Genomic DNA, 24,096 nt, shown 5'->3' with positions numbered 1-24,096 from the left:
GTAAATCGTCGATGTTGCCGCCTTTAATATTAAGACAAGGAAAGTAGTATGCATTGCCCTTATTGTAATGCGTCAGAGACCAAGGTAATTGATTCGCGGCTAGCGGCAGAAGGTGCGCAAGTCCGTCGCCGCCGTTCCTGTAATAGTTGCCAAGAGCGTTTTACCACGTTTGAGATGGTAGAAGTGGTAATGCCAAGAATTATCAAATCAAGCGGTAAAATTGAGCCTTACGACAATGAAAAGCTGCGCCGCTCTATACTCTTGCCGCTACAAAAGCGTCCGATCACGATTGATGAGCAAGAGGCAATGATTAGTCGGATAGAGAAGCGCGTACGGCAAATGGGTGAGCGTGAAATTAGCAGCAAGGTCTTGGGCGAGATTATCATGAGCGAGCTTAAAACGCTTGATGATGTCGCTTATGTACGCTTTGCCAGTGTTTACCGTGACTTTCAAGACATTGATGCTTTTCATCAAGAAATCGCTAACATCCGCCCCACCGAAAAAACTGACGATAACGTTAAGTAGGGTCTGTTGAACATTCAAATATTAGGACTGCTGATCGCTAAAATCGCATCAAACGTTTTATCAAATCAGGCGTAAACCGACGATAATGTTGAGACCTTAGCTAGGTTTACAACAACGTTTGGGGTGATTTTAGCATCAGCCCCAAGTATACAAGCAGGGGCAGGGCTATTTTTTGCCAATACATGGCGAAATTGTCTACCCTAGAATGACTAGGCGTCAAAAATTTCACTGCGTATTGTCTAAAAAATAGCCACTGCCAGTTCCACATTTGAATGTTCAACAGACCCTAGTCTTTATTAGCTACTTTCTTATTAAGTGTGACCTCTTTATGACGCTCTCAAATCATCAACTTTCAAAACATCAACAAAATGCTCAAGACCAGTATTTTATGATGCTTGCTATCGAGCAGGGTAAGCGAGGTCTCTATACTACGAGGCCCAATCCAGCGGTAGGATGCGTTATTGTTCAGGCAGAGTCTATTGTCGGTCAAGGCTTTCATCCGAAAGCGGGGGAGCCACATGCCGAGGTGTTTGCCCTGAAAGAAGCAGGTACGCGAGCAGTAGGGGCAACTGCTTATGTAACCTTGGAGCCGTGTAGTCATACAGGACGTACGCCACCTTGTGCGCTTGCGCTGATCACTGCAGACGTTAAGCGAGTAGTGATTGCAGGTCTAGATCCCAATCCACAAGTTGCTGGACGCGGTGTACGTTTACTAGAAGAGGCGGGGATTGACGTCACTATTGGTGTATTAACGCAGCAAGCAGAGGCCTTAAACCGCGGATTTTTGAAAGCAATGCGCACTCAGATGCCTTATGTTCGCCTTAAGATTGCTACCAGTCTTGACGGTCGTACCGCGATGGCGACAGGGGAGTCAAAGTGGATTACAGGCCCTGCTGCTCGAGAAGACGTGCAAAATCTGCGAGCCCGTAGTGGGGCGATTATCACGGGTAGCGAAACCGTTATCGCTGATAACCCACAGCTGAATGTACGCTCAACTCAATTGGGCGTACTATCTGAGCAAGTTCCCGCTCCCAAAGTTGTCGTACTCGATAGGCGTCAGCGCTTAGCGCACAGCTTACAGTCTGATTATCAGTTATGCCGTCGACCGGATACGATTTATTGGCACGAAGATAACTTAATGGCATTATTAAAGAATTTAGTCAGCGAGCATCAGTGTTATGAAGTATTGGTTGAAGCTGGTGCGAGCGTGGCAGGCAGCTTTCTAGCCCAGCAGCTGGTCGACGAGCTTATTGTTTATCAAGCGCCTTGTTTATTAGGAGCACAAGCGCGCCCGATGATCGACTTCAATCCACTGTCGTTGGCGCAGCAGCTGCGTTTTGATATCGATAGTTATGAACAAGTTGGCGCTGATCTTAAACTGACCTTACTGCCTTTATGACTCGGTTATCCATCACTGATCTGCTCACAATATGCGTTAGATGTGTGCGGAATGTGGATAAATCAGTAAATCTATTAATGGTTTCACATGGAACTGTGCATAACTTTGTTTCACATGAAACAGAAAAGTCTATTTTAATGAATGATATCAATATATATGTATAAAAATCAATGCTTTATGATTTGTTATGAAAGTTTTTAGGTTTTTACGCCGACTATGATTTTCTGTGGATAACTTGGTGAAAATACAGGTTTTTAACAACATAAGGGTTGATTTACTATGACTTATCCACAACTTATCCCCTATTACGCTTAAAATAGGTGTGTTTCACTTAAAAGCTGTGTGTTTCACTTAAAATTTAAGACAAGCAAACGTTGCCATCAATATTGATAAATGCCAATACGTTGTCTATGACGACAATATAATAATGAGATGAGGTTGATATGTTTACCGGAATTATAGAAAGTGTCGGAAAGGTTAAATCCATGCAGCCTACGGGTGGTGATATACGCTTGACGATAGAGTCTGATGGTTTAGACTTCAGTGATGTGAAACTGGGTGACTCTATTGCTTCTAATGGTATTTGTTTGACGGTTGTGGATTTTGGCAGCAATCATTACTCGGTTGATGTCTCACGTGAAACAATTGCTCATACAGCGTTAGAAGATCTAAAGCCAGGTCATATCGTCAATTTAGAAAAAGCGATGTTGCCAACCACACGTTTTGGCGGCCACATTGTCGCGGGTCATGTGGATGGTGTTGGTGTCGTGCGTAAGTTGCAAAAAGACGCGCGTTCTATCTATATTGAGATCGAGATACCGCAAGAGTTGGCGCATTATACAGCGACCAAAGGTTCTATTACCCTTGATGGCATTAGCCTCACTACGAACTTGGTACGCGATAATATCGTCTCGTTAAATATCATCCCGCACACCGCACAAGTCACCAATATTGCTCAGCATTGGCTGGTAGGTGATAAGGTTAATGTTGAAGTGGATATCGTCGCGCGCTATTTGGAGCGGCTGTTAACCAAGTCACAAACTGACAGTAAGACAGCGCACAATACACCAAGTAATATCACTGAGACTTTCTTGGCTGATAATGGCTTTATGAGATAATAAGTAAAAATAGTAAGTAGGGTTTTTCAGCATATTACTTATATTGACTAAGGCGTGCCCTCATTTTGATAATGATAAAAATGAGGGCACGCCTTAATTTTTAATAAGGCTCTGTAACACTGTTTGTAGCTTATTTTTATTGATAGGCTTGGTCAAAAATTCATCCATCCCTACGGCAAAGCAAGCGTCACGATCTTCTGTCGAATTGTTTGCCGTCAGCGCCACAATAGGAATATCATTTCCTTGTGCACGAATGGCCTGAGTCGCTTGTAAGCCGTCCATAACCGGCATTCGGCAGTCCATCAAAATAAGCGCAATCTCTTTATGCTGCGCTTGCAATTGACTCAACGCCTGCTGACCATCTTCTGCGACCACCGTACGATAGCCAAGCTTGGTTAATATCTTACAAGCTATTTTTTGATTGGTCGGACTGTCTTCTACCACTAAAATAAGCGGCGCTGCGATCTCATCGTTGACAGTATATGTGATTGCGTTATCTGTGGTCGCGTTATCTGTCTCTGTTACTGGTGCGCCATTTTCTTTATTCACTTTTTGGATTGGTGCAAACGTCTGTCTGGCTGGAAGGGTTAAGCGCAGCAGCTCAGATAACAATAAAGCACTGTCTAAAGGTTTGGCCAAAAAACCATCACATTGATCTAACAGTACAGAGGAGATACGGCGCTCAGGCTTCATGCTCAGCAGTATTTTAGGCATCGAGATAGTGGCCAGTAACTGGCTTAAGGCCTTACGCCGGTTATGACTGATTGTTTTATCGTCACCTTCTGCTGGCTTAGGAAATACGATAGTGTTGCTCTCATAATATTCATAATCTAGTAGCAGAATGGGTGCTAGTGTTTGCGCATTCTCGGAGAGCTGTTTTGTTAACTGCCTAATGGTCGCGCTATTGATCGAGGTATGAATAGTAGCTGGTATGGATAGATAGTCGCACAAACGTTGCAAATGTTCCGCACCCAGCGTTTGATTCATCACTGCAACCAGATGAATGTGAGTCAATTGTTCATGAAAACGATAGACTGGCTGATAGTTTGGACGATGACAAGGCAGGTATAGATCAATGCTGATACCTTTATCGGCGGTGCTATTTGACTCAATAAAGCCGCCCAATAATTGTGCAAAGCTGTTCGCCGTATTGAGTTCTAAAATTGCTTCAATAGAGGGCTGCTGTACAGGATAGTTGGCTGAGTTGTTTGCTTGATTGATATAAGTAAAATGCTGCGTTTGCTGCTGCGATGGGTTGCTTATCCCAGTACTTTGTAGGCTAAACTTCACCCAGTTATGCGGATTTTTTGTTGTGCTGTCTTCGCGGATAGCCAGCGCCTCATTCTTGGTGGCTGATGGTAAAGGGTTGTCGGTAATTGCTTCAATCGTCAGAGAAACAGAGCCTGCAAGAGTGGATGTGATGGTACTGTCTAATAAATTTAGCAAAATTTGGCACAAGCGTTTGTGATCCGTACTAATATAACGCGGGCAGCTGGGGGCAAAAAAGTAATGCAGCTCGAGCCCTTGTCGCCGAGTATCATCTGTGACTAAGTCATTGACATGTTGTCCCAGTTTGTAGATGTCGACAGACTCAATCCTAAGACGGGTTTTCTTGACGTCGAACTCTCCTACACCCAGCATGTCATTGAGACTTGTCAGCATAGAGTCGCTCGACCTCATTAGCGTCTGTAACACCGCATTCTGCTGTACAGAAAAAGTCTCGGGATTCATGGCTTCAAGAGTGTCGATCATAGTCTCTAGTGGTCTATGCAACTCATGATATATAGCGGGTTTGAGCCCATTAAATTCGTCGATTTTTCCTTGTAGCTGTTGGTTTTGTTGTTGTAGATGCGCGTTCTGATGGATGATTTCATTGACATTATTAAGCAGAACTGTAAAGCCATGTACTTGTCCGTGCTCACCAAACCAAGGGGTAATGTGCAATTGATAGGCTTGTTGATTCTCTAGACCGTGAACGTTTAGAGTACGGGTGACATACAGGTTAGAGAGTTTTTGTAATAGTAGCTGGGTAGGTTCATCGTCAGCCGAGACAAAATCTGTCAATTGATAGTTGGTATCGCTTTGAAATGGGGTGGCAAATATCTGCTCAAAACGTTGATTAAAAAAGCTGATCTGACCGTGACGCATGATCATGACCATCGGTAGCGGTGCTTGCTCAACCAAACGCTCAAGACGATGTTGCAGGGTTTGTATACGTCGGTGGTTACTATGGAGTTGGTAACTGATACGACTGAGCGCATGACCTAGGCGCAAAAACTCAGCCGTAGAATTTTTGTTAATAAACGGTGGCGGCAGATAAGCGTCTTTCGCCTTGCTACTTAAATTATCGGTATAAGCTATCAGCTGTTGCCAATTACTCTGGCGCTTTAACGTATAGAGTAATGCCATGATGAAGAATATGATCGCCGTCATTAGCGGTAGCCAATAGCGATAGGATATCCAGTCTATCTCAAGTGGTTTGTGGCGTAATATGATATAGAGTTTGTGACCACTCTCAAGCTCAATGGTTCCTGTTAAATTACTAGAGTTGAGCTTATAGGCACTATAATTATTGCTATCAGAAGGCAGTGAAGTAAGGACATTAGGGAAGGTGACGGTGGCAAATGCACGTTCATTAGGACGGACATAGCGATGAATATGAGTCTGCCCAGATGGCATCATAGAAATAATCTGATAACTAACACCTGCAAAAGAAGGCTCGGTCAATATTTCTTGAAAGTCAGAGTTTAGAGGTTCTGCGTGTTTAGTAACGGCATGCTGCAATGACTCAAACGTGTCTATACTCTGCTGATGATTATGCGTGTTTAGGTCATCAAACTGCGCGAAGTAATACAGTGACAACATGGCCAGCAGTGTCACTGTATAAAAGAGCAGCAAACGCTGTAAAGACTGAAACTGTTGCATGAAAGCCTGACCCTATATCGGAACGATAAAATACAATTATGATGCGTCTGTCACCAATCTGATAAATGCGCGACACTTGTTATGGGTCTGTTCTATGTTGATAAGTCGCTTGGCTCACTATAAATGATGACACGCCCTAGTGTTACTAGTGACAAGCGACAAGCGACAAGCGAGAGATCATTGAATAAAAAATTCACTACGTGTCAATAATGAGTTCCCGTAGTACAAATACAAAGACTTCCTATATATAAACCTCTTCATAAAAGGGTGTTAAAAAGAGATCGTGATGGGCTTCATTGCTATTATAAAGATAAATGGGCTTATTAGTAACGCTGGATTGACACTATTACAATCATGGCACAACGTCGTAAACTCACCTATAATGGGCACATCAATCATATATTATAATGCATGACTATGAACACAATTGCTTCCGCCTCTGATCTGTCTATGGATTCTACTAAACCTCAGCAAAATCCCATTCTTGGTGCTCAGCAGGGTACTAGCCCTTTAAGGCTAGTATTTGCGGGGACGCCTGAGTTTGCAGCGATTAGCCTAGAGGCTTTGATTCGCCAACAAGAATCCCTGAATATAGAGATTGTCGCGGTGTACACCCAGCCTGATCGCAAAGCAGGTCGGGGACAAAAACTCTCAGCTTCTGCTGTCAAGCAAGTGGCATTAGCCAATGATATCGCTATAGAGCAACCGCTCACCTTTAAAAAATCCAGCACCGAAGGCATGGCAGCGCGGCATACCTTGCGTACTTATCAGCCAGACGTGATGATTGTCGCCGCTTATGGCTTGATATTGCCTATTGGTGTATTGGACATGCCTACTTATGGTTGCCTAAATATTCACGCTTCATTATTACCACGCTGGCGCGGTGCTGCACCGATTCATCGTGCACTATTGGCCGGAGATGATGAGACAGGCATTACTATTATGCAGATGGACAAAGGTCTTGATACGGGCGACATGCTCTATAAAGTCAGCGCCAGTATTGAGCCTACTGATACGGCCGCCAGTTTGCATGATAAGATGGCTGAGCTTGGTTCGACGGCCATTGGCACTGTGCTAAAAGACTTGGTACATTACCAAAAACAGGCTGTATCTCAGGATGACAGCCAAGCCAACTATGCTGAAAAACTGGTCAAAACGGAAGGCGAAATCGACTGGACGCAATCCGCTACTGAGATTGAACGAAAAATTCGTGGACTGACCCCATGGCCAGGTGCTTATACTTTCTTGGCAGGGCAACGCGTCAAAGTATTGGCTAGCTTGCCTGTGAACCGCTCACAGCAAACCAATGAGCCTGTTGGCACTGTTATCAGTATTGGACGCAAAGCGATTTTAGTCGCTTGTGGCAAAGAGAGCGAAGCTGAATCATTAGCCACTACTTTAGCCATTACTCACTTACAGTTTGCCGGTGGTAAGCCGATGACCGCTGAGCAAATTTGCCACGGCAATCAGCTAAATGATGGCGATCAATTTATGACAGAATCAAAATAGCTTTTACTTATATTCAACCTACTTGCACAAGACGCTATCGACCATACGTCAAGGAAATAAAACTTAATGAGACAAACCAGCACTGCGCCAAGAAACAATAAGCTCAAACCGTCAAGCAACCTTATCATGAATGGCAGTGTGCGCGTGCGCGTGATTCGTACTTTGCTCGCTATTCAAAACGGTCAGTCGCTCTCAAGCGTCCTTGATCCATTATTGAATAGTTTGCATGATGGTGACAAAGGCTTCGCCCATGCGCTATTGCTCACGACATTGCGTCAATGGCATGCGCTGGCACGTTTGCTCGATACTTTAGCAGACAACCCTATCGATGAGGTTGAGGTGCGCACCACCATTCAAGTAGGCTTAGTACAATTGCTGTATTTAGAGGTGGCTGACCATGCGGCGATTCATGAAACCGTTGAAGCTGCAAAAGAGATTGAGTTCGCTCATTCAACTGGTTTGGTGAATGCTATCTTGCGTAAAGTCGCCAAGAATCCAAGCAAATTCCGTAAGAAGTGCGATAAAAAACACAGCCTACCGAATTGGCTCGCTTATCAGCTTAAGCAAGATTGGAGCGAGCAGTATGATGAGCTGACCCAAGGCTTGCGCCAGCCAGCACCGATGTTTTTACGAGTGAACTCGGCGGTTACTTCGGTAGAGGATTATCAGCATGCGTTGGATGGGGCAGAAATTGATGCAGACATAGTTGAGCTAACGACTGGTTTTAAGATAGCGAATTCGCCAGAGTCTGCCACTGCTACCACGCTATCAACCAAAGGTCTCCGGCTACATCAAAGCACTGCCGTTAACGCTTTGCCTGAGTTTGCTTTAGGGGTTGCTAGCGTTCAAGACATGCATGCGCAACTTGCTGCACCAATTATTAATAAAGCATTGATGGCTAAGCTTAGTTCTGAAAATAACAGTGCTGAAAGTGCGAATACTGACAACGACAGTGATGAAAGTAATAATAATGAGCTACACATTTTAGATGCATGTGCGGCACCTGGTGGTAAATTGGCTCACTGGTTAGAGCTTATAAGTTCTAAAAACGAGTCATCATTGTTTCACGTGAAACGAGATAATGCTGAAACGTCATCTGCGACTGCTGATATCAAAGTAACAGCTATCGATAACGAAGCACCACGTATCGAGCGTATTCGTGAGAATTTACAGCGCTTAAATCTAAGTCAGCACGATTTGCAGCAAGCAGAGAAAAGTGTCGTACTCAGTATTGTCTGTGCGGATGCGACCAGATGGCAGCATGGAAAAAACAAAAAAGCGGCTACCAATGAACCCGTCTTTGATGCAATATTACTAGATTCTCCTTGTACCGCGACTGGTGTGATTCGTCGCCATCCTGATATCAGTATCCTTCGTACCGAAGAAGACATCGAGCAAACGGCACTGTTGCAAGCAGATATTTTGCACAATCTATGGCCACAACTCAAAGCTGGTGGTTATCTGCTGTATGTGACCTGTTCTATCTTAAAGCAAGAAAACGTCGAGCAAATGCAGGACTTTATCACGCATCATAATGATGCAGTAGCGATTGAGTTTACCGAGGATTGCAGCTGGGGTATCGCGCAAGCAATCGGGCGTCAGTGCTTACCGATTGATAGCGCGAGTGGTGATGGTTTTTATTATGCATTGCTTCATAAGACAATGGCATAAAACTGCTGAATAAACCGTTTTAAATATTGAATAACCTCATTATAGACAGGACAATCTAATGAAATATATCAGTACCCGTGGTCAGACAGCGCCGATGGATTTTAGTGATGTGCTATTGATGGGGCTTGCGCCAGATGGCGGTTTGATGCTGCCTGAGCACTATCCAAATATAGATAGCACGACCCTTGATGAGTGGCGCACGCTCAGCTATCCACAGCTTGCCATGGCGATTATGCAGCGCTTTGCCACCGATATTCCTGCCGCTGATTTGCAAGATATTATCGAGCGTACTTATACCGCTGAGGTGTTTGGTAGTAAAGAAATCGTACCTGTGCGCAAGCTTGACAATAATTTATATATTTTAGGACTATCAAATGGTCCGACATTGGCGTTTAAAGACGTTGCCATGCAGTTCTTGGGCAATGCCTTTGAATACGTGCTAAAAAGAAAAAATGCGCGTATCACTATCATCGGTGCGACCAGTGGTGATACGGGTAGTGCGGCAGAATATGCACTTCGCGGTAAAGAAAACATCGAAGTCTTTATGCTGTCACCGCATGGCAAAATGAGCGAATTCCAACGTGCGCAAATGTATAGTTTGACCGATGATAATATTCATAACATTGCTATCGATGGTATGTTTGATGACTGTCAGGATATCGTCAAGGCATTGCAGCAAGATGCTGAGTTTAAAGCGGCCTATAACCTAGGCACGGTAAACTCTATCAACTGGGGTCGTATCCTTGCGCAAATCGTTTATTACTTTAAAGCCTATTTTGCCGTAACTGCAAATAACGACGAAAAAGTCAGCTTTAGCGTGCCATCAGGTAACTTTGGCAATATTTGTGCCGGTCATATTGCCCGCGAAATGGGTTTGCCAATTGAGCGCTTAATCGTCGCCACCAATGAAAACGATGTGCTAAATGACTTCTTTAACCAAGGTGCTTATCAGCCACGTCCGACTGAAAAAACCTACATTACCTCAAGCCCATCGATGGATATCTCCAAAGCGTCTAACTTTGAGCGCTTTGTTTATTTGCTATTAGAAAAAGACAGCGCGCGCGTTCATGAGTTGTTTGAAGGGGTGAAATCTGGTCAAGGTTTTGACTTATCTGACTTGATGGATGCGGTCAACAGCCGTTACGGTTTTGCTGCTGGCAAGTCGACCCATAGCGACCGCCTGCAAACCATTAAAGCGCTTTATGAGCAGCATGGTGAGCTAGTTGATCCGCATACAGCTGACGGTATCAAGGTTGCTAAAGAGCTACAGTTAGAGGGTGAAATCATTGTCTGTGCGGAGACAGCGTTACCCGTCAAATTTGCTGACACAATCGTTGAAGCGATTGGGCCAATAGACATTGCTCGGCCAGCGCATACCGAAGGCTTGGAGAGCTTACCACAGCACGTGGTGGTGCTGGATAACAACGCTGAGCTGGTCGCTGAGCAAATTCGTCAACATGTGACGCCAAATCCAGCCTGAATTAATGCTGGACTTGTTATTAGCTTTGTTTAAACATTAAACAAGCGTCCACATAAAAGTTACGCCATTGTAATAAAGTGTTTATGATTGTGTTATGGTAGATATAATTGTAATATTAGAAACAGCGTCGGCGACTCATCATTTTGCTAGACGCTTTTTTAGCAATCCCACCAGCCAATTACACTGAACAGCTGCCCTATAGGCGTTATGATAACCGTACTGTTAAGCCCTTTTATGCTTGTCATTAATTTTAATAATGCTCAAGGCTTAAGATTAAATAAAGGGTCTAAATAGTATTGATTATGGCGACAACAGCGGTACATATTGTGGATATAACAATGAAGATGAGCTTAAAAACGATAGCAAAAGCCTTGTTGATCACGACCTTTAGTAGTGCAATGCTAATGAATGCTGCCCACGCTAACAATCCACCGCCTACTATCAAAGCGGATGCGCCCAACCGCTATACGGTTAAAAAAGGCGATACATTGTGGGATATCTCAGGACGCTATCTAGACAGTCCATGGCGCTGGAAAGAAATTTGGGCAACCAATAAGCAAATCAAAAACCCTAATCTTATTTATCCCAACGATATTCTTATCTTATGTGTGATTCAAGGTAAGACTTTGATTGGTGTCGATACGGGTGAGGGCTGTGCTGGGATTGAAAAACAATTGACCGGTACTTCAGTTACCACTTCGGTATCAGTCACGTCGACGGCCAATAGCATTCCGCCTATCCCATGGTCTGCTATCCAGCATTGGCTAGATAAAACCATCATCGTTAATCCAGCAGACTTTAATACCACACCATATATATTAGCGTCTAAAAAAGGCAACTTAATCACGGCAAGCGGTGACAAAGTTTACGCCAAAGGCGTGCCACTTATCGTCGGTCAGCGTTATGGTATCTACCGTGAAGGTGAGATGTATGTTGAGCCAAAGACTCAGCAAGTCATCGGACTTGAAGTCACCCAAGTAGCGACTGGATTGGTTACGTCTACAGAAAGTAATGGCGTCACAAGCTTGCAGCTTACCGACAGCTACGGCAAAGAAGTCCGTGAAGGTGATCGCGTTTTTGTTGAGCTGAACAACTCTATCCCGCCCGTATTTTACCCAACGCCTGCAACCGTTAGCCGTGGCGGTATGATTGTTCGTGTCATGGACTCAATCAGTTCTGCGGCGAAGGGTAGTGTGGTCGCGATTAATTTGGGTCACACTGATGGTGCCAAACCCGGTGATGTATTGACTGTCTATCAAAAAGGGGCGTTGGTACGCGATACCAAAGATAATGATGCCTCTGTACGCTTGCCCAGTGAGCAGAGCGGTATGGTGATGGTGTTCAATACTTTTGATAATATTAGCTACGCCTATGTGCTTGATTCTGAGCTACCGCTCAACGTGGGTGATCAGCTACTACCACCCCCTTATCTATAAGCCAGACTTCTTAAGTCAGTTGAATCCGTAAATGCGAGTCAGACTATTATGACGGCAGTTTCTCCAATGTTATCCGACGAGCAGCGCGCAATATTGGCGCTGTGGACTGAGGTGAACGCGTCATTATCGGCTTATCATAAGCTTATGACTTCTTTTGGGGTAGCAGAGCTTGCTTGGCAAGCCAAAGTAGACGCTTGGCGGCAATTGGGTATTCATCATACGCATCTTGCCCGCCATGAACAGCCAGCGCAAACACAAGCCAGTATCGATAAAATTCAGCAAGCGCTCATCGAGGGGCGCTACGGTCTGCTATTTGCCGACCAGCCTGATTATCCCGCCCAACTCCTACAAATATACGATCCGCCGCCGCTGTTGTTTTATCGTGGCCAGCGCGCGCGTTTGCAGCAAGCACAAATTGCCATCGTCGGCAGTCGCAAACCCACCGCCCATGCGCAAAAAATTACTTTTGATATGGCACAATATTTAGCACAGGCAGGGTATATCATCACTAGCGGTCTGGCCATGGGTGTGGATAAGCGCGCCCATTTAGGAGCACTGGCGCAGACAGATGCTGATTATCAAGGTCGAACCATTGGGGTGATGGGCACTGGTATTGAAGTGTATTATCCCAATCATCATGATAAATTATTTGCGCAAATTATCGAGCAAGGTGGCTGTATTATCAGTGAGCTGTTGCCGGATACGCCGCCGCACAAGCATACGTTTCCACGGCGCAATCGCTTGGTGGCAGGTCTCAGCTTAGCCACTATTGTCACCGAAGCGACTATCCAAAGTGGTTCGTTGATTACTGCGCGCCTAACCTCGGAGCAGGGCAAGCAAGTCTTTGCGATTCCCAGTCATATTGATAATAGCAATGCTGAGGGCTGCCACCATCTGATACGTGAAGGCGCGACGTTGATTTATCATCCTCAGCAAGTCATTGAGGACGTCAATGGTCAGCTGGCTTATGGCAATAATGGCTATCGACCAACAGCACAGACGACCAACTCAAACCATAAGCCCTCGACTAACAGTCAGTCTGCTAATGCTGCAGAGACAGATTCTGTGCCAGCGGTGAGCCAACCGATACCGTCTAATATCAAATCTCCTAAAAGCGCTATCGTCGCCCCTGAGCATTTAACGCTGGTTTATGAGCAGCTTGATTGGCATGGACAAGATTTAGATGCGTTGTTAGTCAGTACCAGGCTTACGCCACCGCAGCTGATCGGACAATTGATGGAGCTTGAGTTACTAGGCGTCATCAGCGTGCAAGGTGGGCGTTATTTACGCGTTTAAAGTCGTACTTTCTCTACTTTTACGTTTTTCTACTTATTAATTTTCAGTGATTGAATACGGTACAATTTCATAAATATAGTCAGTGAAAAGTAATATCGAACCATCACGCACTGCTGATATCAATTTTTCTTGCTTGCTGTGCCTGCGCAGACAGAGGCTACAAAAAATTGATATCAGCAAAACCGTCGCGTTTTTAGGATGTTTTGACTATATTTGAATTTGGCTCACTTAGTCAGCTTCTCTCCTATGTTATTATTAAGGCTTAAACTCCTACCTTTTCGAAGCCTTCAAGCCATGAAAAAATCCGCATCCTTTACTACTGATTCTGTCGTTCAAGCTGCTACGTGGCTAAAAGAAGGGCGGCTGCTTGCTTATCCCACCGAAAGCGTTTGGGGAATCGGTTGTGATGCTTACGACGAGATAGCCGTTCAGCGCATTTTAAATATCAAACAACGGCCACAAGCCAAGGGTATGATTGTCGTTACTGACAGTGCCGAGCGTTTAATGCCTTTACTAGAGCCTTTAGAAGACAGTCAGCGCCAACAAATTATTAAGAGTTGGCAGGCAGATAGTGACAATATAGAGCTACAATGCAAGCAAGCGCATACTTGGTTGCTACCCATTCCGCAGGCTTTAACGACAGTGATACCTTCTTGGATTACGGGGCAGCATCAAACAGTGGCAGTTAGAGTCATTGCCCATCCTATGGTTCGTCAATTGTGCCAACAATTGGTCGACGTTCAAAACCCCTTTGGGCTATTGGTTTCTACAAGTTGTAATCCATCAGGGCAACTGCCTGCTATGACTTTCACTGATGCATATGGGTATTTTGGTGAGAAAATCAGCTACTTGCAGGCTGACACTCTAGGCTATACCTTGCCTAGTCAAATTCGTGATGCAATGACAGGATTAATTATTCGCTAAACAAATTACAGTTATTTAAAGATTGATACTTATATCTATTTCACTATTGACAGAAATAAAAGAATGGCGCAAGATAAGTTAATCTAATCGTATAAAAAATTAAGTGAATGGCTCTTATGAAACTAAATCCTGTGACCGAAAAATTTATCTTACATTGGGGTGAGATGGGCTCGCAGTGGGGCGTTAATCGCACCATGTCACAGATACATGCGTTATTATTTATCATTGGCAAGCCACTAAATGCTGAAGAAATCACTGACACACTTGGCGTCGCGCGCTCTAACGTTTCAAACAGTATTAAAGAGTTGCAGCATTGGGGCTTAGTACAAAAGATTTCGATATTGGGTGACCGTCGTGACCACTTTACGACCAATACCGATGTTTGGGAGTTGGCACGTATTATTGTCGTTGAGCGTCAGAAGCGTGAGCTTGAGCCAACAGTGCAGTTTTTACAAGAACTCATGGACAGCCCTGAATTTGAACATGAAAATAATGAGGTAAAGTCACGTATCCGTGATACCCAAGAATTCGTCAGTACGCTAACCACTTGGTCATCTGAGATGCTTAAACTGCCCACAAGCATCCTCAAAAAAGTCCTCAAACTGGGCGCTAGTATTAAAAAGGTTTTGCGTTAATAGTAAGCTATATGATTTAAAATAAAAAATTTGAGATTTTATTTCTGTTTTGACAGAAATATATGTAATAGACATAAAGGCAAGCTAAGTTTAAGTGACACGAGCTTCAGTAAAAGTAGCAGCAATAAGAAACAGCAACGACAAATGGATGTGTAAAATGACAGTCAATCAAACACACGCTAATAAAGAGCAAGCCATTAAAAAGGCTATCGGTGCAGTCGAGTGGCAAGACTTGCGCCAGTTAACGCGTGGTCAAATCGCTTATAACGTTATTTTGCCTTATCCATTTTTGTTGTTGTCTTGGTGGTTCGCCAGTCAATCATGGTATGTACTAGCATGCGGGGCTTCTTACTTATTTTTTGCTGCTGCATTTCGCCAAGCGCACGATGGCTATCATCATAGTTTAGGGACAGGTAAGCGTACGACCACCGCCATATTACTATTGCTTAGCGTGCTACTGATGACCAGCTTACACAGCATTCGCGCCACTCACATGGCGCATCATCGTGATCCGCTGGGCGATAGTGATATTGAAGGCAGTCTAGCAAAAGTGTCATGGTGGCGCGCGCTGCTCGGCGGGATAACTTATCGGTTCGATATTTATCGTCAAGGACTGCGTCTAAGCAGCCGTCGCAATCAAAGCTTGGCTTGGTTAGAATTTGGCTTGATTACTTTAGTCATCTTGGTTGCCTTCGTACTGACCGTATTTACTGTCGCTGTTCCTGCTCTGACCATGTTAGCGCAAGTATTGATATACCACATATTGACCATGATGTTGGCCAATGCTAGCGTTGGCATCATTGCTGTGTGGGGCGTGCACCATGATTGTGATGAGACGATCGCTCGCACTGAGCGTAACCGAGTAGTCAACTTGCTGACCTTCAATTTACTCTATCACGTAGAGCACCATCTGTTTCCTGCCGTCCCATCCAACCATTTACCTGAACTTGCCAAGCGTTTGGATACCGCCGCACCACACCTGACTAAAGCACATGTGTTACCGAGTGTGGCTAACGTCATAGATTTTATTAATCATCGTTGGAACAAATTAAAGAATAAATCTCAAAATAATAATGATAGTGAGTGTCCTATTCGTAAGCATTTTGCCTAATAAGTAGGCTAAATAAAATCAAGATACTTATCCATCAATTATCCACGGTAGTTTCATGGGCTTTGCCAACGCCGTATTTATACTAAATTAACGATGAATGTTAATAGGATAAATATCATGAAAACGAATAACAATGTAAGTGCTTACCCTTACCTATCAGTGATTATTTTGTTTGCAGGGCTTGGTAGCTTGGTTGGTGGGCTGGTAGCGCAGCTGTTCTTGTTATTCATATTTAGGGATGCTAATTTTGCTCAAATAGGTTATCAGCCATTACTCTATGTTGGATTACTTGGTTTTATTCCTGCTTTATTAACAGGCATTATTGTCGCTACTCAACAGATATGGCGCGGTGATCATAAGAGTCTACGCACGACATTTTTAGTTGGGTTCGCAACATCCGCAGGTTATATGGGTGCAATCATCTTATATTTAGGCATAAACTCCTTGATAGAAGTTGGCGTGCTACTGGCCTTTATGATTGGTATAGGACTATTTGGTGCTATCAATTCAGCCATCGCTGGCTGCATTGCTTTACCAAAAGCATGTAAAAGTCGTTTTGATATAAGCGCTAAAAAAGAAGACGATGACTATAACGGATTAAGTTTTACTAAACGATAAGCGAAAAATATAAGGAATAGGACATGAATATTTTAATCAGTGGTGGATCAGGATTTTTAGGTAGTGCCTTTAGCAATGAAATTATGGCGCGTTATCGTACTCAAAATAAAGCGCTGCATATTACTTGGCTGACGCGTGATAGCAGCCAAGCCCATCCGAATGATATCGACATGATGACTTATGATGAGCTGGCGAGCTCGGATAAAAGCTTTGATGTTGTTTTAAACCTAGCAGGGGCAGGTATCGCTGACTCGCGCTGGAGCGATGAGCGCAAAGAGCAACTTATGACGAGCCGTATTAAACCTACTGAGTCCCTATTAGCATTTATTAAGCGCACCAGTATTAAGCCCAAGCTAATGGTCAGCGGCTCTGCGATTGGTTGGTATGGGACTCAAGGTGACAAACCTCTTACCGAAAGCAGTGGTTTTGAAACCGATTTTGCTCATCGATTATGTGATGAATGGGAGCAGTTAGCTTTGACAGCAGCCGAATATAGCGTGCCCGTGGCTATTGTGCGTACAGGTGTAGTGATTCATCCTGATGGCGGGATGCTCGGTAAGTTATTAACCCCATTTAAAATGGGCGTCGGTGGACAATTGGGTAATGGTCAGCAGATCATGAGTTGGGTCAGCCGTGAGGACTGGGTAGGGGCAGCGATATTCATCATTGAGCAGCATCTTGCTGATGATGCGAGCAGTCAAACCACCCATGAAAATACCCTACAGACTACAAATGATACGACAGCGGTCGTGTATAACCTAACGGCACCCAATCCTGTAAATAATCATACTTTCACCAAAACGCTTGGAGCATGGTTACATCGTCCGACCTTTTTTACCTTACCAAATTTTTTACTCAAGCTGATGTTTGGTGAGATGTCGACGCTATTAATTGATGGTCAAAAAGTATTACCACAAGCATTACAGGACGCAGGTTATGAGTTCCAGCAGCCAACGCTAGAGCAAGCGTTAGCAGGGCAGAAGCTTTGAATAGTTTAAGGTAGGTTTCATGTGAAACAAGGAGGTTAATATATTCTTTAAGATTATACTTTCGTAATGCATGATATTCCGGTCACCTCGCAGTATTAAGATGGTAAAAATATGGTTTCTAAAAGCGATGAAAATTCAAATTTAATGTTAAAAAAGAAAAGCATTAAGAAATCTTACCCTTGGTTAAAAGTGCTTATAGGCTTCGGTCTACTCGGTGGATGGGTAGGGGCTAACGGCATAACTTTCACGCTCTTCTTATTTGAGAGCTTCGTACCAAGACCGTGGCAAGGTTTTGATTTTCAGTACTTTATAGAAAATATATTTGAAGGTCTGGTTTTTAAAATGATAGTAGGTTTACCTCCTGCATTGATAACTGCAGGTATTGTTATTTATATAAAACTGTACCTTAGAACGTTTAAAAACTGGCTTGCCTTAGGCTTACTTGGTTTTATTGTAACTATTCCATTTAGCTTGATCGCTATGACAATGGCTGAATCAATAGATTTTGAACTATTTCTCTTAGCTATGTTAGTGGGCTTGTCGGGATTGTTTAGCGCTATTATCATAGGTGGATTAACTATTCCTAAGTCTTAAGTTAGCTAGGTTTTCATTAGAAATAAGAAATTTATTTATAAATAGAATTGTTTCATGTGAAACCTAAATGGAGGTGTGTATGAGTGACATCGAGGTTGGCGCTACAGCATCCAGCTATCCTAAAGGTAAAGTAATAAATCAATATGCACAATTTGGCGGGGCACTAGGTGGGATATTTCTATGGTTAAGCGTAGCAGTACCTGATGTCTTGTTTAATGACTATAATTTTGGTGGGCCCGAAATATTCAATATTACTAACGCCTATTTTATCACTGTATTTAATATAGTTTGGCTGCTAGGGTTTGCGCTGATTTTCTATGTGGTCTTTGGATTTATATTAGGACTGTTACCTTCGTTATTTACAGGTTGGATTCTTGCGCAAGTAAATGCTTATCGTAATTATAAAGGCCTTCTTATATCTTTAATTACTGGTGGTTTTATGGGCTTTGCCTTTCTATCAGCAACAGAGCTACCTTTGATCATTCAGGTTTTGACTGGTGGTATCAGCGCTGTGATTACAGGTCTTATCGCATTACCTAAACATAAATAAAATTTATCTAATTATTTCACTTTTGACAGAAATAAAATAAATAAAACTATGTAGCTAAATTAAGTGGTCGCGCCAGCAAGACAGCTACTGCTTATCACTAAGTAAGGAGAACATCATGCGTCATACTTCGTTAGCCAATATTGAATGGCAAGATTTGCGTCAGCTCAAGCCCACTGAGACCGTTTACAATATCTTTTTATCATTACCATTTTTATTATTGTCATGGTGGAGCGCGTGGCAGGGGTTTTGGCTACTTGCGCTGGCTGCGACGTTTTTCTTTTTTACTGCCGCACTTAGACAAGCCCATGATTGCTATCACCGCACTTTAGGTGTGAGTAAGGTCGCCACAGAGCTCATGCTATTTATGCTGAGTATCACCATGCTTTGTAGTACGCATGCCATTCGGCACACTCATCTCAATCATCATAGAGATCCGCTTGGAGACAGCGATGTCGAAGGTAACTGGGCACGCCTGCCGTGGTATCAGGCGATATTAGGCGGTGGTATTTTTTCGATTATGATTCAGTGGTTTGGTTTGACGCATGGTAGTCGCCGCAATCGCATTCTGGTTGCCTGTGATATGTTGCTCATTTTCGCAGTGATTGCCGCTGCTTTTATCACGATGCACCCAGTTTTGATCTATCACGTAGTGGTGATGATATTGGCCAATACGATGGTGGGATTTTTTGCGGTATGGAGCGTACATCATGGTTGTGATGACGTGGTATATGCCCGTAGTGAGCGCCATCCGCTGATTAATCTACTGACTTTTAACTTGCTCTATCACATCGAGCATCATCTGTTTCCAGCGGTGCCGACCAATCATTTACCGGCACTGGCTAAGCGCTTAGATGCCGCTGCACCGCAGTGGACGCAGCAACCAGTCATTCCTTTTTTAGCACCAGTCAATAAATACCAAAAACCTAGCGTGATTAATAAAACGAATAGCCTCGATGCTGAGGTATCACTCATAAAGGAGTCATAACATGATTATCCAAAACCATATCAACAGTTATAGAGAGCAAGCAAATTTGTCCATTACCATGTACTACGATGATGCGTGCGTGATATGCAGCACCGAGGCGCATAACATGAAAAAGCGTCAACCAGAGAAGATACGCTTAGTTCCTGTAGATGCAGGGCTAGATGAGCTGGCTATTGCAGGATTTAGCCGTGAGGATGCGATGACGTATATGTGTATGAAAGACAGCTACGGCAATTGGTACACACATATGGATGCTGTACGTCTGCTATATAAGACGGGCGGTGTTAAATGGTCACCGTTGTTGTTTTTGCCAGTGATCAAACAACTGGGTAACTTTACTTATCCGTATGTCGCTCGCAATCGCTATCGAATTCCAAACTGGGTGACCAAGATGGTGTATGGCACAGCAGTCCTGCAAGCGTGCGAAAATGGTGTTTGTAAAATAGCGCCAGATAAACGTTAAAGTGCTTTTACTGGCCACTATTTGGTTTTGTGGCAACAGCACCTTGGGCGTAAAGCATATGAAGTTTGCGTGAAAAAAAAGAGGCTATGTTCAGAGTATTCAGCTTTTGACGTAAGATAGCATCCTCTTTATCTAAGCAGACTTGATTATGTGGTTCTTTATCATTTTCACTCAGTTGCTAGCTGTTATGACCAGCGTTCTTATTTACTGGTTAATAAAGCCAAAAACTACGTCTGTAAAAGCTGCGCTGATAGCTGCTGTCTTTATTATTAATAATGTGGCTCTCATTTATGGTTTGACTGAGTTTTGGGGTGAGCGCTTTCATGTCTATCTGGTCGTTAGTATTTTACAAGGTTTTATGCTTTATGCTGGTGTGATAACCGCTACGGTGGCGCTACTCGTTTATCGACTCTTTAAACGAAAATCTCGTCCAATACTCTTGCGCGCCTTTGCCATTACGACTTATGTCGCCATTGTTAGCTTAGCGGTATTTAATGCTTACTTGCCCGTTGTACATCGTTTGACAGTCACTATAGATAAGCCGCTAGCTAAGCCAATGGATATCGCGCTTGTCTCTGATACGCATCTGGGTAGATGGTTTGGCAATCGACAGATAAAGAAAATGGTAAACCTTATCGATGCACAACATCCCGATGTCGTGGTTATCGCTGGTGACATTATGAATGATAATACCATTGCTTACGATAATACGAACATGCATGAGCAGCTATCAAAGCTAAAGGCACCGCTTGGTGTCTATGCAACTTTAGGCAATCACGATTATTTCGGTTATGATCAGCAGATCACACAGGCGGTGGAAAAGGCTGGCATCAAAGCGCTTGATAATGAGAGTGTGCTATTAAATGACTCGGTATGGCTGGTGGGGCGCTCAGATGATATTGATCGTACTAGACTGTCAGCCGAGGAGTTATTGATGCAAGTACAGACAGACAAACCGGTGATATTTTTGGAGCATCGTCCTAGCGCGATGGGTGAGGTCAGCGCCCTGCCAGTCGATTTGCATCTGTCTGGACATACCCATGGCGGGCAGATATTTCCACTAACGATATTGATGGATTGGTTGACACCGCTAAACTATGGCAGCAAAAAAATAGCCGATACGCAGTTTTTGGTGACCTCTGGTTATGGCATCGGCCCAGTACCTTTTAGACTGGGTACGCGTTCTGAGATTTGGATAATTACGTTGCAATCTGGTGTATAAGCCATTTAAATAAACAATGTTACCCTAATGATAAAGCCTCTACCATGTCTAAATGGTAGAGGCTTTTATTTGCTGTTAGGCTGGCTAATAGCTACTTTGCTCGTCTAGTCAGCTAAAAATATACTGCATTGACGCCATCATACTCAGGGATTTTTTCATGCGCTACGCATTTTTCATTACCATTTTTGTGCTATTGCAGCTGTTTAGTGTCGGCGCAGCTCTAAGCGTGCAATGGTGGTTACAGCCTTGGCAGACAGCAGGTTTGCAAACTTCGGTATGGGTTATCATATTCATTATTACCAACGGTTTGCTGCTACTCAGTGTCAATAGAGCATTTGCCAATAGCTATCGCTGGATCAGTGGTTGGATGTTGGCCATGCACTTTATGCTATTGACGGCTTTAGTTACCAGCCTGTTTTATGGTGGCTATTGGTTAATCACATCGCTAACTGTTAATGTGCTGGCTACAACGGCTACCGTCGATTTTGGGTTGCGCATATTGGCATTGGCAGTGTTTATCGGGTTGTTTGTTTATGCCCTATATAGCGCTTATGCGCCTGTGGTACGTGAGTTATCTATTGATATTGATAAGCCTTTGGCCAAGCCGCTACGTATTGCGGTCGCTAGCGATTTGCATATCGGGAGATTGTTTGGCATTGGCGCAATAGATAGGCTGCATCATCTCATAATACAAAATGAAGCCGACATATTGCTGATGCCGGGCGATATCATGGATGACAATACACAGGCATTTACCAAATATAAAATGGCAGAAAACTTGGCTGAGTTATGCAAAAGTTTGCCGTATGGAGTCTATGCAACTTTAGGCAATCATGATTTATACGGGCACGAGCAGCCGATTGTCCAAGCGTTGCGTGGTGCTGGCGTGCAGTTGTTAAATGACGAAGTCATACGCCTCACGCACCAAGGGCAAGCACTTTGGTTGATGGGACGCTTCGACAATCATAAGCGTCAGCGCGTCCCGACGACTGATCTATTGGCACAGGTTAATAGCGCTGAGCCGCTGATATTGTTAGACCACAGACCGAGCGCTATTACCGAGCACAGTGAGTTACCGATTGATTTACAGCTCTCAGGGCATACCCATAATGGACAAATATTCCCTGCCAATTTTATCGTCAAAGCCATCAACCGCTTAGGTTATGGCTATGAGATGATCAATAACAGTCACTTCGTGGTGTCATCTGGTTACGGCTTTTGGGGTATCCCATTTCGCTTGGGATCACGCTCTGAGATTTGGCTTATCACCCTCACTGGTCAGTAGGTTTTGCACAAAACAAGCAAACTCATTGATGATATAAGTTGTCTGATTGCCAAGACCTTGATGGACGCTCATTAAATGGATAAAACCATGCGGCGCCCCTAGTACCGTATACGTTTGCACCTCAACGCCTTCTTTTTGCAAAAGCTCGGCATAGGCAAGTCCTTCATCTCGCAAGATATCTAATTCCGCAACGACAATATAGCTGGGACACAGTTGCGCATTGTCACCATGCATGACTGAGATAAGTGGATGCGTCTGTGGTAGACCACTGTTCTGAGTATAGGCGGAATTAAAGACTTCTGCATCGTTGTGATCGAGCAGCAACCCTTCACCATAAAGCTCCCAGCTTGGATATTCAGCTTCATAATCAGTGACCGGATACAGCGGCAATTGTGCTAAAGGTCGCGGTAAATCAGCCAGTGAGTTTTTAAAGGTGTCATTGATCTTTTTATCGGCTTTCGTACCTTGATTATTATCTTGCCATAACGCATCGATAGGTTTGATAACCTGCTGTGCAACCAATGCTGCCAAGCATCCGCCCGCACTATCACCAGACAGTACAATACGCGAGGGTGATGCGCCAAGCGACTGAGAATGTTCAGCCAGCCAAGCGTAAGCTGCCAGACAGTCCTTAAGGGCAGTTGGCGCTGGATATTCAGGTGCCATGCGATAGTCGACACTCACCACCGCCCAGCCCGTTTGAGCACAGACCGTATGACAAAACTCATGGTGCGTGTCGATGTCACCGATACAAAATCCGCCGCCATGAAAAAACAGCATGGCGACTTCATCCGCACTTTTTCCCTCATTATTCTGCTTCGACTGCTGGTAGCAGCGCACGGTCATGTCACCGCCATCAGCATTGGCAATGGTTTTATCTTGCCAGCTGACGGTGTTCTCTGCGCTACCTGAAGCATCCGCATTTTGTTGCCAAACGCTAGGCGCTTGCAAGGACACCCCATCAGTGCCAAATTTCTGCCGGAGGTTGGGCAGCTTATCTATTGCTAACGGTCGCTTGAGCTTATTACTGACCGCAAGTATCAGGCGCAGATGGGCGTCAGCGAGGGGATATTGCTCCGCTGTAGACGCTTTTAATTGGTGATTAACTCGTTCGAGTAGCGGCGTTGGCAAATTATCCAGCCCTTTTAGCGTATGGTGCAAAATATGATGCTGGTGCGCATTTTTAGCGGCTGTTGTTTTGACGGTCTTAAGCGTTTTTGTCAATAAAGCATTGAGCGATGGCACTGGTAAAATAGGCATAAACCCTCTCTTGTAATCGATGTTTAAACAAAGTTAATCGGCTTTATAAGTGAACGATTAATATAGCAGTTAATCATAAGATTTATATGAGGGTCTGTTGA

The 24,096-nt window shown here is 44.0% G+C and carries 21 protein-coding genes; 19 read left to right on the top strand and 2 right to left on the bottom strand.

The genetic code is table 11. The features are described from left to right. The first annotated feature begins 48 nt into the window (after positions 1 to 48). From nrdR to ACTQ9T_RS06400, 3 genes are all read left to right on the top strand, one after another. Entirely contained in the window at positions 49 to 525 is a 477-nt protein-coding gene (nrdR, locus tag ACTQ9T_RS06410) for a transcriptional regulator NrdR (protein WP_010197173.1), read from the top strand. A 328-nt stretch (positions 526 to 853) separates the two neighbouring features. Continuing rightward, positions 854 to 1,924: a bifunctional diaminohydroxyphosphoribosylaminopyrimidine deaminase/5-amino-6-(5-phosphoribosylamino)uracil reductase RibD gene (gene ribD / locus ACTQ9T_RS06405; protein WP_440464513.1), complete on the top strand. Its 1,071-nt coding sequence runs from the start codon at positions 854 to 856 to the stop codon at positions 1,922 to 1,924. A 443-nt stretch (positions 1,925 to 2,367) separates the two neighbouring features. Then, positions 2,368 to 3,042, top strand: coding sequence for a riboflavin synthase (locus ACTQ9T_RS06400; RefSeq protein WP_189583891.1), 675 nt, complete (start codon positions 2,368 to 2,370; stop codon positions 3,040 to 3,042). Positions 3,043 to 3,135: 93 nt separating this feature from the next. On the opposite strand, the gene ACTQ9T_RS06395 is transcribed toward ACTQ9T_RS06400, so the two are convergent. Next, positions 3,136 to 5,967, bottom strand: coding sequence for a response regulator (locus ACTQ9T_RS06395; RefSeq protein ID WP_440464512.1), 2,832 nt, complete (start codon positions 5,965 to 5,967; stop codon positions 3,136 to 3,138). Between the two features lie 450 nt (positions 5,968 to 6,417). Here ACTQ9T_RS06395 and fmt point away from each other — a divergent pair, with 450 nt between their 5' ends. The 16 genes from fmt to ACTQ9T_RS06315 all read left to right on the top strand — a co-directional run bounded on the left by fmt (position 6,418) and on the right by ACTQ9T_RS06315 (position 22,735). After that, positions 6,418 to 7,476 (top strand): methionyl-tRNA formyltransferase, encoded by a 1,059-nt coding sequence (gene fmt, locus ACTQ9T_RS06390; protein ID WP_440464860.1) that lies wholly within the window; start codon positions 6,418 to 6,420, stop codon positions 7,474 to 7,476. Positions 7,477 to 7,542: 66 nt separating this feature from the next. Next, positions 7,543 to 9,147 carry a transcription antitermination factor NusB gene (locus ACTQ9T_RS06385; RefSeq protein ID WP_440464511.1) on the top strand — a complete coding sequence of 535 codons (1,605 nt, stop codon included), beginning with the start codon at positions 7,543 to 7,545 and terminating at the stop codon, positions 9,145 to 9,147. Positions 9,148 to 9,205: 58 nt separating this feature from the next. After that, a complete protein-coding gene (gene thrC, locus ACTQ9T_RS06380; RefSeq protein ID WP_440464510.1) occupies positions 9,206 to 10,627 on the top strand; it encodes a threonine synthase in 1,422 nt (473 codons plus the stop codon). Positions 10,628 to 10,965: 338 nt separating this feature from the next. Further along, positions 10,966 to 12,063, top strand: a complete 1,098-nt coding sequence (locus ACTQ9T_RS06375; RefSeq protein WP_440464509.1) for a LysM peptidoglycan-binding domain-containing protein — start codon at positions 10,966 to 10,968, stop codon at positions 12,061 to 12,063. 48 nt (positions 12,064 to 12,111) lie between these two features. Then, positions 12,112 to 13,359 (top strand): DNA-processing protein DprA, encoded by a 1,248-nt coding sequence (gene dprA, locus ACTQ9T_RS06370; RefSeq protein WP_440464508.1) that lies wholly within the window; start codon positions 12,112 to 12,114, stop codon positions 13,357 to 13,359. A 294-nt stretch (positions 13,360 to 13,653) separates the two neighbouring features. Next, positions 13,654 to 14,283 (top strand): L-threonylcarbamoyladenylate synthase, encoded by a 630-nt coding sequence (locus tag ACTQ9T_RS06365; RefSeq protein ID WP_440464507.1) that lies wholly within the window; start codon positions 13,654 to 13,656, stop codon positions 14,281 to 14,283. A 116-nt stretch (positions 14,284 to 14,399) separates the two neighbouring features. Further along, positions 14,400 to 14,918, top strand: a complete 519-nt coding sequence (locus tag ACTQ9T_RS06360) for a GbsR/MarR family transcriptional regulator (RefSeq protein ID WP_010197184.1) — start codon at positions 14,400 to 14,402, stop codon at positions 14,916 to 14,918. 157 nt (positions 14,919 to 15,075) lie between these two features. Next, on the top strand, positions 15,076 to 16,029 hold the full coding sequence (locus ACTQ9T_RS06355) for a fatty acid desaturase family protein (RefSeq protein WP_440464506.1): 954 nt from the start codon (positions 15,076 to 15,078) through the stop codon (positions 16,027 to 16,029). A 117-nt stretch (positions 16,030 to 16,146) separates the two neighbouring features. Then, on the top strand, positions 16,147 to 16,647 hold the full coding sequence (locus tag ACTQ9T_RS06350) for a hypothetical protein (RefSeq protein WP_440464505.1): 501 nt from the start codon (positions 16,147 to 16,149) through the stop codon (positions 16,645 to 16,647). Between the two features lie 23 nt (positions 16,648 to 16,670). Further along, a complete protein-coding gene (locus ACTQ9T_RS06345; protein ID WP_440464504.1) occupies positions 16,671 to 17,636 on the top strand; it encodes an epimerase in 966 nt (321 codons plus the stop codon). A 111-nt stretch (positions 17,637 to 17,747) separates the two neighbouring features. Continuing rightward, positions 17,748 to 18,230 carry a hypothetical protein gene (locus ACTQ9T_RS06340; protein ID WP_440464503.1) on the top strand — a complete coding sequence of 161 codons (483 nt, stop codon included), beginning with the start codon at positions 17,748 to 17,750 and terminating at the stop codon, positions 18,228 to 18,230. Between the two features lie 79 nt (positions 18,231 to 18,309). Continuing rightward, on the top strand, positions 18,310 to 18,780 hold the full coding sequence (locus tag ACTQ9T_RS06335) for a hypothetical protein (RefSeq protein WP_440464502.1): 471 nt from the start codon (positions 18,310 to 18,312) through the stop codon (positions 18,778 to 18,780). A 115-nt stretch (positions 18,781 to 18,895) separates the two neighbouring features. Next, positions 18,896 to 19,765, top strand: coding sequence for a fatty acid desaturase family protein (locus ACTQ9T_RS06330; protein ID WP_440464501.1), 870 nt, complete (start codon positions 18,896 to 18,898; stop codon positions 19,763 to 19,765). A gap of 1 nt (position 19,766) precedes the next feature. Continuing rightward, a complete protein-coding gene (locus ACTQ9T_RS06325; protein WP_440464500.1) occupies positions 19,767 to 20,228 on the top strand; it encodes a thiol-disulfide oxidoreductase DCC family protein in 462 nt (153 codons plus the stop codon). A gap of 148 nt (positions 20,229 to 20,376) precedes the next feature. Next, entirely contained in the window at positions 20,377 to 21,450 is a 1,074-nt protein-coding gene (locus ACTQ9T_RS06320) for a metallophosphoesterase (protein WP_440464499.1), read from the top strand. Between the two features lie 157 nt (positions 21,451 to 21,607). After that, positions 21,608 to 22,735: a metallophosphoesterase gene (locus ACTQ9T_RS06315; RefSeq protein WP_440464498.1), complete on the top strand. Its 1,128-nt coding sequence runs from the start codon at positions 21,608 to 21,610 to the stop codon at positions 22,733 to 22,735. Here the strand turns inward: ACTQ9T_RS06315 and ACTQ9T_RS06310 are convergent. Continuing rightward, positions 22,694 to 23,995, bottom strand: coding sequence for an alpha/beta hydrolase (locus ACTQ9T_RS06310; RefSeq protein ID WP_440464497.1), 1,302 nt, complete (start codon positions 23,993 to 23,995; stop codon positions 22,694 to 22,696). The two genes, ACTQ9T_RS06315 and ACTQ9T_RS06310, sit on opposite strands and share 42 nt — an antisense overlap. Positions 23,996 to 24,096: the final 101 nt, after the last annotated feature.

Source organism: Psychrobacter sp. ASPA161_6 (assembly GCF_051970285.1).
Lineage (GTDB): Bacteria > Pseudomonadota > Gammaproteobacteria > Pseudomonadales > Moraxellaceae > Psychrobacter > Psychrobacter glaciei.
This window is presented reverse-complemented; position numbering and strand designations above follow the sequence as displayed.

Excerpts from the sequence above, each read along its gene's own strand:
- nrdR (WP_010197173.1), top strand. The coding sequence starts at position 49 with ATGCATTGCCCTTATTGTAATGCGTCAGAGACCAAGGTAATTGATTCG.
- ribD (WP_440464513.1), top strand. The coding sequence starts at position 854 with ATGACGCTCTCAAATCATCAACTTTCAAAACATCAACAAAATGCTCAA.
- ACTQ9T_RS06400 (WP_189583891.1), top strand. The coding sequence starts at position 2,368 with ATGTTTACCGGAATTATAGAAAGTGTCGGAAAGGTTAAATCCATGCAG.
- ACTQ9T_RS06395 (WP_440464512.1), bottom strand. The coding sequence starts at position 5,967 with ATGCAACAGTTTCAGTCTTTACAGCGTTTGCTGCTCTTTTATACAGTG.
- fmt (WP_440464860.1), top strand. The coding sequence starts at position 6,418 with ATGGATTCTACTAAACCTCAGCAAAATCCCATTCTTGGTGCTCAGCAG.
- ACTQ9T_RS06385 (WP_440464511.1), top strand. The coding sequence starts at position 7,543 with ATGAGACAAACCAGCACTGCGCCAAGAAACAATAAGCTCAAACCGTCA.
- thrC (WP_440464510.1), top strand. The coding sequence starts at position 9,206 with ATGAAATATATCAGTACCCGTGGTCAGACAGCGCCGATGGATTTTAGT.
- ACTQ9T_RS06375 (WP_440464509.1), top strand. The coding sequence starts at position 10,966 with ATGAAGATGAGCTTAAAAACGATAGCAAAAGCCTTGTTGATCACGACC.
- dprA (WP_440464508.1), top strand. The coding sequence starts at position 12,112 with ATGACGGCAGTTTCTCCAATGTTATCCGACGAGCAGCGCGCAATATTG.
- ACTQ9T_RS06365 (WP_440464507.1), top strand. The coding sequence starts at position 13,654 with ATGAAAAAATCCGCATCCTTTACTACTGATTCTGTCGTTCAAGCTGCT.
- ACTQ9T_RS06360 (WP_010197184.1), top strand. The coding sequence starts at position 14,400 with ATGAAACTAAATCCTGTGACCGAAAAATTTATCTTACATTGGGGTGAG.
- ACTQ9T_RS06355 (WP_440464506.1), top strand. The coding sequence starts at position 15,076 with ATGACAGTCAATCAAACACACGCTAATAAAGAGCAAGCCATTAAAAAG.
- ACTQ9T_RS06350 (WP_440464505.1), top strand. The coding sequence starts at position 16,147 with ATGAAAACGAATAACAATGTAAGTGCTTACCCTTACCTATCAGTGATT.
- ACTQ9T_RS06345 (WP_440464504.1), top strand. The coding sequence starts at position 16,671 with ATGAATATTTTAATCAGTGGTGGATCAGGATTTTTAGGTAGTGCCTTT.
- ACTQ9T_RS06340 (WP_440464503.1), top strand. The coding sequence starts at position 17,748 with ATGGTTTCTAAAAGCGATGAAAATTCAAATTTAATGTTAAAAAAGAAA.
- ACTQ9T_RS06335 (WP_440464502.1), top strand. The coding sequence starts at position 18,310 with ATGAGTGACATCGAGGTTGGCGCTACAGCATCCAGCTATCCTAAAGGT.
- ACTQ9T_RS06330 (WP_440464501.1), top strand. The coding sequence starts at position 18,896 with ATGCGTCATACTTCGTTAGCCAATATTGAATGGCAAGATTTGCGTCAG.
- ACTQ9T_RS06325 (WP_440464500.1), top strand. The coding sequence starts at position 19,767 with ATGATTATCCAAAACCATATCAACAGTTATAGAGAGCAAGCAAATTTG.
- ACTQ9T_RS06320 (WP_440464499.1), top strand. The coding sequence starts at position 20,377 with ATGTGGTTCTTTATCATTTTCACTCAGTTGCTAGCTGTTATGACCAGC.
- ACTQ9T_RS06315 (WP_440464498.1), top strand. The coding sequence starts at position 21,608 with ATGCGCTACGCATTTTTCATTACCATTTTTGTGCTATTGCAGCTGTTT.
- ACTQ9T_RS06310 (WP_440464497.1), bottom strand. The coding sequence starts at position 23,995 with ATGCCTATTTTACCAGTGCCATCGCTCAATGCTTTATTGACAAAAACG.